The organism is Rhizobium mayense, from assembly GCF_030272705.1.
GTDB classification, from domain to species: domain Bacteria; phylum Pseudomonadota; class Alphaproteobacteria; order Rhizobiales; family Rhizobiaceae; genus Rhizobium; species Rhizobium mayense.
Map to the genome: position 1 here is coordinate 64,499 of NZ_JARFYM010000002.1, position 11,363 is coordinate 75,861.

The window sequence follows — 11,363 nt, forward strand, 5'->3', positions numbered from 1 at the left end:
AGAGGATTGGCCCCAGATTCGAGGCGTGCGAATCCAGGGCCTTTCGTGCAGAGTTTATTTCTTGACGGGCGCGTTCATGGCCCAAGTGACGCCAAAGGGATCGCGGAGTTGGCCCCAGCGATCGCCCCAGAACATCACGTCGATCGGCACGACGACCTCGGCGCCGGCATCGACGGCCCGTTTCCACCAGGCATCAATGTCGTCGACAAGCAGTTGCAGGGCGTAAGCCTGTGGCTTTTCGAACGCGTGCCCGTATTCGGGATAGGCGTCGCCCAGCATCAGCGAGCTGCCGTTGATGTAGAGATGCAGATGCATCGTCCGGCCCTTCTCATCGAGCGGATACATGAAAGCCTGTTCGGCGCCGAAGGCGCGCTTATAGAATTCGGCTGCCTTTACGGCACCGTCCACCGTCAAATAAGGTACCAGGCCGCCAAGCACCGGCACGTTGGGCTGCTGTGATTGCGCTTGTTCTGCATCGGTCATGATTGTCTCCTAGGAACGGACTTTTGCGTTGCGCCCATAGAACGGGCTATCCCAAGGACGGTTGACGATGATCATTTCCGACAGGTGACGTCAGCTTTGATTGCCGATTTTCCCACATCAATCGACGCCGACGACAGTTGTATAATTTGTGACTGCCGCCTCGATCCACCGGACGGCGACCATGTTTGCCGGATGCGCCTCGCCAAAAATCAGCGAACCCTAGACGGATGACATAAACCGGCAGGTCCGCCTATTCGCGCTGCGCCGATCCCCAGCCAAGCTCCTCGACCGCCTCTATGACCTGCTCGCGCATCCACCGATGCGCGGCGTCCTGATCATGGCGGGCATGCCAGTAGAGGCGGACATCCGGCACCGGAATGTCGAGCGGCGGAGCAAAGACACGCAGCTTTAGGTCGTGGCGCACCGCAGCAGCGAACTGTGACGGCACTGCCGCAATATGCCGCCCCGAGGCGACGGCAAGCGCCACGGCCTGGAAGTGGGGCAGCGCAAGCGTGACCCGCCGCCTAAGGCCCGTTGCTGCGAGCGCGTCGTCGACCATGCCCGACATGCTCCCGTCGATTGATCTCAGCGCATGCGGCAATGCGCAGAAGATCTGCATCGGCATCGGCCCGTTCTCGGGAAGGGCGGCGACAGCCTGGTTGCCGCTGGAAGCGATCAGCACGAATGGAGATTTGAACAGCAGCCTGCTCGATATCCAGTCCGGCACTTCCAACGGCCGCTCGAGCGCCATGTCGATCCCGCCTTTCTGGAGGAGCCTCGCGACATCGCCAAGGGCGCTGTCGAGCAGCCGCAGGCGCACGTTCGGAGCATGCCGGGATACCTCGCGCGACAGGCGAGGCATAAGCAGCATCGAGAAGAAGTCGGCACCGAGCAACGTGAAGGTTCGATCCAGTTCAGCAAGTTCCAGCCCGCGGCGGGTTCGAACCATCTCTTCGATCTCGCCCAGCACCAGCCGCGCCCTTTCAGCGAGTTCGCCTGCCAACGGCGTCGGCAGCATCTCGTTTCCCTGCCTTACGAACAGCGGATCGTTGAAGACATGCCTCAGGCGATTGAGCGCCGAACTGACCGCGGGTTGGCTAAGCCCTATCCTGTCGCCGGCGCGGGTGACACTCCGCTCCCGCGCAAGCGCGTCGAAGACGCGGATCAGGTTCAAATCGAGCGCGTTGAAATTCATGCCGTCAATAGCCTCGATATCAACATGCGATTGGCGAAATGCGCCTGCTCTGCGGTAGATACTTCCAACACATTCGCAACGATGAAGGGAAAACGCAATGGCAACGGACATCGCTTCAGTGAAGCCCGATGCATGGCTACGCTGGTTCGGAAATACGCTCGTCAGCATAAAAGTTGGCTCAGGAGAAGGACAAGATCGAATATCGCTCGTCGAGCACTGGATGCCGTTCGGCGACTCGCCACCGATGCATGTCCGCCGAAACGAGGACGAAATCTTCCACGTGCTCGAAGGAAGGATGCGCTTCCGTGTCGACGGCAAGGACATCATCGCCGCGGCAGGCGACACGGTGCTGGCGCCTAAGGGCATTCCGCACAGCTACCGCGCAGAGGGCAAACAGGGAACTCGGTGTCTGACGATCACGCGCGGCAACGACTTCGAATCAATGCTTCTGGAGTGCAGCCGCCCAGCCGAGAGCCGCTCGCTTCCGCCGCGCTCCGAGCCGACGCCAGCCATGATCGACGAACTTGCCCGCTGCTGCGCGCGAAACGGGATCGACATTGTCGGGCCGCCGCTTTGACCCTGAACGGTGATGGTCCTGCCGAATGACCAGCAGGTCCATCACCGTTGAACAACCGTTCGATGCTATGCAAATGGACAACCATGTTTTAGAACGGGTCGTCGCTCATTGTCAGGGATGCTTCGCTTATGACCATGCCTGCAACCGTTGCCGATTGGCTTTCTCCTGATCGCGCCGCCCTGCTGGTTTACGACATGCAGATCGGCATAGCCCGACAAGTCAAAGGCGCGGATGAAACGATCCATCGGATCGCAAAAATTGTCGCCGTTGCCCGTAGTGCGGGCATGCGGATCGCTTTCTGTCGTCATCTTTCACTGCCGAAGCCGTGGATGGGCTTGTTTGCAACCCGGATGGCGATGGCATGGCAATGCACCGACGATCCTGAGAAGGTGAAACCCTGGTTCCTGCGAGACAGCGAAGCGGTTCAAATCGTTCCGGAGCTGCGACCCCAAGAGGGGGACTTCGTGTTTGACAAGCTGGGGATGTCTGCATTCGAAGGGACGCCCTTGCAGCTCGCCATGCGGGATGCCGGTCTTTCGGCGCTGGCGATCTGCGGCATTGCCATGGAGATCGGAATCGAGCCGACCTGCCGCCATGCGGCCGACCTAGGGATCGTTCCAATCTTGATCGAAGACGCATGCGGCCATGGAGATGTGGAGGCAGGAAGACGCTCCGTCGAATCCCTGCGCTTCATGGGCGATACGATAGTGACGAATTCGGGTGCGTTCTTGGCAGCCATGTCTCGTCCGGCATGAGTTCCTGTTAGGCCGCAGGCCATCATATCCGACCATCACCCTATTGAAGCACGGGATCATCTTCGTTCGTCGACGCCTTCTTAAGCCAAAGTTCTCCCTGTCGCCCCATCTCAATCAGTTCTGTCGGGAAACGGCAATTCTGAAAATACGATCGGATATCTTGACAAGAACCGTGGCTTGCCGTCAAAGCTGACGCTCCACTTCTTTCTGGCAATCATTATCGCGCCCTCTACATCCCCTCCCGTGCCGAGCGGAGGGAAACCCAGCGGTATGATGCTTCCACGCGTTCCGGAACGCCCTTCGGAACTGCCTCTCTGACAGCCGATCCCACCCACGATTGTTTCAAAGCGAAACTTGGAGGAAAGACCATGAAAATCGTAAGACTTGGCAAGACAGGACTTGAGGTCAGCCGCATTTGCTTCGGCTGCATGTCCTTCGGCAAGCAGACGGATGAGCGTCCTTGGGTGCTTGGTCTCGACGAAGCGCGGCCGCTATACAAGCGCGCCTGGGACGCAGGCATCAATTTCTTCGACACGGCGAACGTCTATGCGCAGGGCACGAGCGAGGAAATCACCGGCGTGTTGCTGAAAGAGCTGGCGCCACGTCAGGAAATCGTCCTTGCGACCAAGGTCTTCGGCCGCATGCGTCCCGGTCCGAATGGTCAGGGTCTATCGCGCGCCGCCATTCTCGGCGAAATCGACAACAGCCTGCGGCGCCTCGGTACCGACTATGTCGATCTCTACCAAATCCACCGCTTCGATCCCTTCACGCCTGTCGAGGAAACGATGGAGGCCCTAAACGACGTCGTTCGCGCCGGCAAGGCACGCTATATCGGCGCCTCCTCCATGTGGGCCTGGCAATTCGCCAAGCTGCAGCATGCCGCAGCGCAGAATGGTTGGAGCAAATTCGTCTCGATGCAGAACCAGGTCAGCCTTGTCTACCGCGAGGAGGAGCGCGAAATGCTGCCGCTCTGCAAGGACCAGGGTATCGCCACCCTGCCATGGAGCCCTCTCGGCGGCGGCAAGCTGACCCGCCCCTGGGGCACGGAAACCAAGCGCGCCACCACCGACCGCTACAATAAGACGATGTACGAGAAAACCGGCGACCGCGAAATAGTGGCGGCTGTCGAAGCCGTCGCCAAAGCCCGTGGCACGAGCATGGCGCAAATCGCCATGGCCTGGGTGCTGCAGAAGCCCGAGGTGAGTTCGCCGATCGTCGGCGTCAGCAAGATGAGCCATCTGGAGGACGCGATCGCCTCGGACGACCTTGTCCTCACCGCCCATGAGATCAAAGCGCTTGAGGCCCCTTACAAGCCACAGCATGTCGCCGGCTTTTGATTGAACTTGCGAAGAGAGTGCGAAAGGCGGGCGCATAATTTGACCGCCTTCGCCCGGAGGGTGATGGGCAATCACCGCTCGTCGGCTAAAAGGCAAGTGTTATTCCTTTGATGGCTGCCCCCCATCCCTCGCGCCTGATCGGCACATGCACACGTCGGTATCCGAGGATTGCAGACCAACAGTAGTCAGGCACGAACAGCCACTGATCACCAACTGAAAAGACGGCCGAAAGACCCATAGGAACCTGGTTGCGACCCGCTCGGAGCTAACTGGTTATCTCGTTGCACTCTCTCCGCCCATCGCCGACGGGCGGCCGCTTTGTCGTTGACGGAGGCTGCTGACTTGCTTGCGGTTACAGGAGCAGATCGGCCTCCAGCTCCGCCGGCTGTCGAACAAGAGGCCAAAAAAACAACCGAAAGAATAATCGGAATGCCAAGGGCAACTGCCCTCATGAGTCCGTATTGGATCGGCTGCAAAGACATTCTCACTGCCCTCTTTGACAATCTTTGATAAAGAGATGTTATTCGATTTCGCATCGAGCGGAAACTATAGTCTCGCGGTCTGGCGACGCGCCCTGCACAATAGCGTTTATTTTGCTTCTCCTCACAGGTATTCACGACAAGGCAATGCGCGTCTTGTTGTTGACCTATCAAGCTGAACGCCCCATGGGAGGAAGTTCAGCGTCTCGCTCGCCCGGCACCGAACGACGCTATCAAAGTCGTCTTGCATGAAGGGTATGGATCAACCACCCCACTCACCCCGCTTCGATAACACGAAGTTCGGCGGCGATTTCGATAACGCAAGTATACTACCTCTGCCTCACGCTAAAAACATGCAGCAATTCAAAGTGCTACAGCGCTGTGGCTGCGCAGGTGCTATGATTCACAGTGAACAATCACCGGTCGCCGATTATCGGGGGACAGTTCAGTGGGTTTCGAGGAAATCTTCAGAGAAACTGAGGCTTGGGTTCAGACTGTTTTTCTTAATGCGTGGACACTCTACCAGTGTGGATTGATCGCCCTCGGTTTCCTGCTTTCGTCATTTGCCGCAAAACGAGTAGAGCCATTCTTCGAAGCGCGCGCGCGTAAAATCAAAGGAAACCCGGACCTGCTGCGCGTTATTGTCGCCTTCCTGAGACGCCTGCGCTGGCTCTTCCTGATTGTGTGGTTGTGGCTGGTGGAAGGGGTTTTGTCGCGCTATGCGTGGCCCTCTCACCGGTGGCTTGTCGAAACCGCGCTGACACTCACGGCTGCATGGTTCGTCATAGCGGTGCTAACGAGGATCATCCGCAATCAGACCCTCGCACGCGTGGTCGCGGTAGCGAGCTGGTGCTACATTGCCCTTTACACTGTCGGGCTCGATAGCGCGGTCCTTGAGGGTCTCGACAGTGCTGCCGTCAGGATCGGCGCGGTAAAGCTTTCACTGCTCTTGATCATAAAAGCCATCGTTCTGGTGGTTGCGCTGGTCTGGCTCGCCGTACTGATTGGAAACGTTTCCTCTCACTGGGTTCATCGGTCCCCTGACCTTTCCCCCTCCTTCAAGGTACTCATCAGCAAACTTATCAAGATCGGCTTGATCGTGTTGGCGGGCGCGATCGCACTATCGGCTACGGGGATCGACCTTACGGCCCTCACCGTGTTTTCAGGCGCGGTGGGCGTCGGTATCGGTTTCGGCTTGCAGAAGGTCGTGTCGAATTTCATCTCCGGCGTGATCATCCTGCTCGACAAGTCCATCAAGCCAGGAGACACGATTTCGCTCGGGGACACTTTTGGTTCGATCAGAGATCTGCGCTCCCGTTTCGTCTCAGTGATCACCAGAGACGGCAAGGAGTATCTTATCCCCAACGAGGACTTCATCTCCCAGAAAGTGGTGAACTGGTCATTTTCCAGCGACTTCGTCCGTATCGAAGTCGACTTCGGAACTTCCTATGATAGCGACCCGCATGATGTTGTGCGCATCGCCATAGAAACGGCAAAGAGCATTCCTCGCATCGCAAATAGCTACTCTGCACCGGTGTGCTGGATGACGGCGTTCGGATCCTCTTCTCTCGATTTTAAGTTGAGATTCTGGATTTCCGATCCGAGCAATGGGCTGACCAACATTCGCGGCGAGGTACTGATGGCGCTATGGGACGCCTTCAAGCAAGCAGGTATTTCGATCCCCTTCCCGCATCGCGAGATCATCATGAAGACGCCTGTCGAAATTGCTGAACGTCACTCGGAATCGGGATAGAGCAACTGTTGCATCGTCTTAGCTGGCATCTCTGAGACTTTGACGCGAGCGGGACCATCGTGAGCGACCGCAATGTGAAAGGATCACGAAGTCCTCGCTATAAGCCGGCCGGCCGGCGTCCAGCCCCAGCTTCAGCCTGGCCGAAGCTGGGTCTCTTCAATCCCTAAAAGCTCTTCCAGTATCGCGAGTACTCGTCGGTTTTGCCGATCGCGTGGATGACGCCGTGCAGTTCGGCCAGGCCTTTCAACCGTCCGATCAGCGAATAGCCCGGGTTGGTCGGCTTATCCACATCATCGCCTATCAAATGCCCATGGTCGGGGCGCATCGGAATCAGATGATCCGGCCGGCCCTCGGTGCGGCGACGCGCCTCCTCCGCCAGAAGCGCGCGCAGGATCGCGTACATATCGCTACGGCCTTCCAGATGCGCGGCCTCGACAAAAGAGCCATCCGGCTCGATCGCCACATCGCGCAAATGGGCAAAATTGATGCGCGGCGCGAATTCGCGCGCGATGGAGAGCACGTCGTTGTCGGCACGTGACCCGAGGGATCCGACGCAAAGCGTCAGGCCATTGGCGGGATGATCGACACTGCTGATGATACGACGCAGGTCCCTTGCCGTCGAAACCACCCGCGGCAGGCCGAAGAGCGAAATCGGGGGATCGTCGGGATGAATGGCGAGCCGCGCTCCAACTTCGGCAGCGACCGGCACGACCTCACGCAGAAAATTGTCGAGGCTCGATCGCAAATCCTCCGTCGTCACTCCTTCGAAGGACTCGATGGCTGCGCGAATGGCCGCGCGGCCATAACTGTCCTCACCGCCCGGAAGACCTGCGATAATATTGCTCTCCAGCCGGCCGACCGCCTCCTCCGAGAGGCCCTTCAGCCGCTCCTCGGCACGCTGCAAAAGCTCCAGCGAATAGCTCGGCTCGGCACTTTTCCGGCGCAGAATGAAGGCGTCATAGGCGACGAATTCCACCATGTCGAAACGGAGGGCAAGCGCCGTCGTCGACATCTCGAAGCGCAAGTCCGTGCGCGTCCAGTCGACCACCGGCATGAAGTTGTAGCAGATCGTCTTGATGCCGAATCGGGCGAGATTGACCAGCGTGTCCTTCCAGATGCCTATCGCCTCTGCGGCACCGGCACCACCGAGCTTGATGGCGCTCGGGACCGGGATCGATTCGCAGACGCTCCAGCTCATGCCCGCAGCTTCCACCATGGCCTTGCGCGCCTCGATCTCTCCCGGCGTCCAGACACGGGAATAGGAGATTTCGTGCAGCGCCGTCACGATGCCCGTTGCCCCGCCCTGACGTGCGTGAATAAGTGGAACGAGATCCCTCGGCCCAAACCAGCGCCAGCAGCTTTCCATGCAATGCCTCCCATATTTGTTGGTCAACATATCGCCAAATCGATAATTGTCCATTCAATAGCTGCCTTGCATACGCTTGACATCCATTATTGACCAACAATATCCTCTTTTCAGCTGGAGGAGGCATGGCAATGGAAACCGCGGAGGTCGAGGACAAGGGATCGGCGGTAGACCACGTGGTCGATGCGATTCGCCAGATGATGCGTGAGCGCAATCTTGGGGTCGGCGACGCTCTTCCGTCGGAAATCGAGCTGGCGGCGATGTTCAGCAGCAGCCGCAATACCGTGCGCGAAGCGATCCGCATTCTGAAAGCCTACGGCATCGTCGAAAGCAAACAGAAGGTCGGCGCCGTCATCACCGATCGCCGCCAACAAGCGCTGATGGAGCTGTTCTCTTTCTCGATCGACATTTCCGCCGAGAGCTTCCTGGATATTCAAGGCTTTCGCCGGCTGATCGAGGTCAATCTATCCGATCTTCTGTTCGAAGATATCGACCAGGCCGGCATCGCGCGGCTGGAAGCGATCAATGACGCCATGAAGCGGGCACCGGAACTTTCCGACGCTGCCGAGTTCGATTTCAAGTTCCACGCCGAGCTTGTCAATTTTGCCGGTAACCGCACGCTATCGCAGGTCTACAGCATTCTGCGGCCGCTACTGCAGCGGCTGATGGAGGCCGGCAAACGTTCTCGCGTGGCTGTGGAAAGCTCCTATGACGAGCATTGCGACATCATCGCCGCATTGAAAAAGCGGGACCGCATCGCCTATGCCTATCACATGAACCGTCATCTTCACGCCGGGCTGCAATTCATAGAGCCTACCAAAGAGCCGCGGCAAATTTGACACGATCCATTTCATGACGGACCGACGACCATGAAGAAACTGGCACTCGATACCGGCTGGACCGTTTCCCGCCTTCAGGCACCTTCGACGGCCCCCTCGCTACCCGCGACGATCCCCGCCGCGGTGCCGGGAAATGTGCATCTAGATCTGCTGTCGGCCCGGCTCATCACCGACCCCTATCTCGATGTCAACGAGATCTCCCAGGACTGGATCGGCCGCTCAGCCTGGCGTTACCGGCTGGCTTTCGACTGGGACGACCACGAGGCGGATCGGATCGATCTCTCCTGCCTCGGGCTCGACACGGCGGCGCGTCTGGAACTGAATGGCGTGTTGCTCGGGGAAACGCGCAATATGCATCGCAGCTATCGTTTCGATATTCGCGAGCAGCTCAAGGAAGGCCGGAACGAGCTCATCGTCGACTTCGATTCAGCCTATGCTCATGGCGAGGCGGTTCGCAGCGAACTCGGTTCGGCCGCAGACATCCCGGCCAACTATCCGGGGCCAGGCAACCTCATCCGCAAGATGGCCTGCAATTTCGGCTGGGACTGGGGTCCGACCGTCGTCACTTCAGGCATATGGAAGCCGATTGCCATCGAAAGCTGGTCGAAGGCCCGTCTGAGCACCGTTCGCCCTGAAATCACCCTGCAGGGCGGCGACGGCGTCGCGCGGTTGCGGATCGAGATCGAATGGGCCGCCGAGGGGATCGATAGCGCAGCTCTGGTGATGTCGATCGGCGGCAAGCGTTCGGAAATGCGGATTGCTCAAGGCGAGACGCATGCCCTGGTGGAATGCCGGATCGACAATCCGCAAGTCTGGTGGCCTCACGGGTTTGGGGGCCAACCGCTCTACGATCTTGATCTTCACCTGCTAGGCTCCGATGGTGCAACCCTCGACCGCTGGCAACGCCGCGTCGGCTTTCGCTCCGTGCGCCTCGACACCGCGCCGGACGACACCGGCTCTGCCTTTAGCCTCGTCGTCAACGATGTGCCGGTCTTTGCTCGCGGCGCCAACTGGATACCGGAGGATTGCTTCCTTCCGCGCGTAACGCGGCAACGCTACCGCGAGCGGATCGCTCAGGCGCGGGATGCCAATATGAACATTCTCCGCGTCTGGGGCGGCGGTATTTACGAAACCGATGCCTTCTACGACGAATGCGACGCCGCCGGCATCATGGTTTGGCAGGATTTCCTGTTCGCCTGCGCCGCTTACCCAGAGGACGAGCCGGTCTATAGTGAGATCGAGGCGGAGGCGCGCGAGGCGATCAGCCGGCTGATGCCGCACCCCTCACTAGTGCTCTGGAACGGCAACAACGAAAATATTTGGGGCTATTTCGACTGGGGCTGGCAGGATGTGCTCGCCAATCGACCCTGGGGCGCGGGCTACTACCTCGACCTATTGCCCAAACTGGTCGCCGAGATCGATCCGACGCGGCCCTATTGGCCCGGAAGCCCCTATTCCGGCTCGATGGATATTGCGCCCAATGCCGACGAGCATGGCTGCAAACACATCTGGGACGTCTGGAACGAGGTCGGATACGAGACCTACCGCAACTATATTCCGCGTTTCTGCTCCGAATTCGGCTGGCAGGCACCGCCGACCTACGCCACGCTTGCCGCATCCGTGCGTGAAAAAGATCGAGCGCCCGCCTCCCCCGGCGTTCTGCATCATCAGAAGGCAACCAGCGGCAACGACAAGCTGCTTAAGGGATTGGAAGGCTGGTTTCCGACCCCGGAAAGCTTCGACGACTGGCTCTTCGTAACCCAACTTAATCAGGCCCGCGCCATCAGCGTCGGCGTCGATCATATGCGATCGCATCGCCCCACCTGCATGGGTACGATCGTCTGGCAACTCAACGACTGCTGGCCGGTGACCTCCTGGGCGGCGGTCGACGGTGCCGGACGAAAGAAGCCTCTTTGGTACGCGCTCCGCAACAGCTACGCCCCGCATCTCCTGACCATCCAGCCGCGTGGCAACAGTCTCTCCGCCGTCGCCGTCAACGATACGGCCCTGTTCTGGCGCGTCCCCTTCACCATCGAGCGCTTCGATTTCAGCGGCACTCTTCTCGCCCGCCATTCTGTTTGGCGCATCCTCTGCGACCGCTTCGAAAATGCCGAGATATCAATCCCCAAGGATGTGGCGACGCCGGGCGATCCTGAGCGCGAGTTCCTGCGAGCCCGCCTCGGCGATGCCGAAGCCTGGTGGTTCTTCGAGAAGGATATGAAGTTGCAATATCCGCAGCCTCGGTTCGAGCTTGAGGCCGAACAGATCGCCGACGAGGTAGCCGTGACGATCACGGCACAATCCTTCCTGCGCGATCTCTGCCTGTTTGCCGATCGCATCAGCCCGAATGCCGAGGTCGACGACATGCTAGTCAACCTGATGCCGGGCGAAAGCAAGACGTTCCACATAAGGGGCCCGTCGAAGGAGGCCTGGGACGATGCCGATCTTTTCTCCATTGTGCGCACAGCCAATCAGATCGCGCATATCCCGGGTTCGGTGGTGACGGAACTTGCCACTCACAGGCCGAAGCGGATCTCGTGAAGGATTGCAATCGGAAACGGCAAATTGCCTCCTATGAT

At 59.1% G+C, this 11,363-nt stretch carries 9 protein-coding genes; 6 read left to right on the plus strand and 3 right to left on the minus strand.

Features of this window, described 5'->3' with window-relative positions:
• Positions 1–54: 54 nt before the first annotated feature.
• Together PY649_RS02955 and PY649_RS02960 are read right to left on the minus strand one after the other, a co-directional pair.
• Positions 55–483 (minus strand): VOC family protein, encoded by a 429-nt coding sequence (locus tag PY649_RS02955; protein ID WP_285866633.1) that lies wholly within the window; start codon positions 481–483, stop codon positions 55–57.
• Positions 484–733: 250 nt separating this feature from the next.
• Positions 734–1,678, minus strand: a complete 945-nt coding sequence (locus PY649_RS02960; protein ID WP_285866634.1) for a LysR family transcriptional regulator — start codon at positions 1,676–1,678, stop codon at positions 734–736.
• A gap of 97 nt (positions 1,679–1,775) precedes the next feature.
• Here PY649_RS02960 and PY649_RS02965 point away from each other — a divergent pair, with 97 nt between their 5' ends.
• The 4 genes from PY649_RS02965 (at position 1,776) to PY649_RS02980 (ending at position 6,579) form a co-directional block, all read left to right on the plus strand.
• A complete protein-coding gene (locus tag PY649_RS02965) occupies positions 1,776–2,255 on the plus strand; it encodes a cupin domain-containing protein (RefSeq protein WP_285866635.1) in 480 nt (159 codons plus the stop codon).
• A 128-nt stretch (positions 2,256–2,383) separates the two neighbouring features.
• On the plus strand, positions 2,384–3,010 hold the full coding sequence (locus PY649_RS02970; protein ID WP_285866636.1) for a cysteine hydrolase family protein: 627 nt from the start codon (positions 2,384–2,386) through the stop codon (positions 3,008–3,010).
• 368 nt (positions 3,011–3,378) lie between these two features.
• Positions 3,379–4,347, plus strand: coding sequence for an aldo/keto reductase (locus PY649_RS02975; RefSeq protein ID WP_285866637.1), 969 nt, complete (start codon positions 3,379–3,381; stop codon positions 4,345–4,347).
• Between the two features lie 927 nt (positions 4,348–5,274).
• Entirely contained in the window at positions 5,275–6,579 is a 1,305-nt protein-coding gene (locus tag PY649_RS02980; RefSeq protein WP_285866638.1) for a mechanosensitive ion channel family protein, read from the plus strand.
• A 163-nt stretch (positions 6,580–6,742) separates the two neighbouring features.
• Here the strand turns inward: PY649_RS02980 and uxuA are convergent, their stop codons facing one another.
• Entirely contained in the window at positions 6,743–7,945 is a 1,203-nt protein-coding gene (gene uxuA / locus PY649_RS02985) for a mannonate dehydratase (RefSeq protein ID WP_285866639.1), read from the minus strand.
• A gap of 125 nt (positions 7,946–8,070) precedes the next feature.
• Here uxuA and PY649_RS02990 point away from each other — a divergent pair, with 125 nt between their 5' ends.
• Both PY649_RS02990 and PY649_RS02995 read left to right on the plus strand, forming a co-directional pair.
• On the plus strand, positions 8,071–8,784 hold the full coding sequence (locus PY649_RS02990) for a FadR/GntR family transcriptional regulator (protein WP_285866641.1): 714 nt from the start codon (positions 8,071–8,073) through the stop codon (positions 8,782–8,784).
• Between the two features lie 30 nt (positions 8,785–8,814).
• Entirely contained in the window at positions 8,815–11,325 is a 2,511-nt protein-coding gene (locus PY649_RS02995; protein ID WP_285866643.1) for a glycoside hydrolase family 2 protein, read from the plus strand.
• The last annotated feature ends 38 nt before the right edge of the window (positions 11,326–11,363 follow it).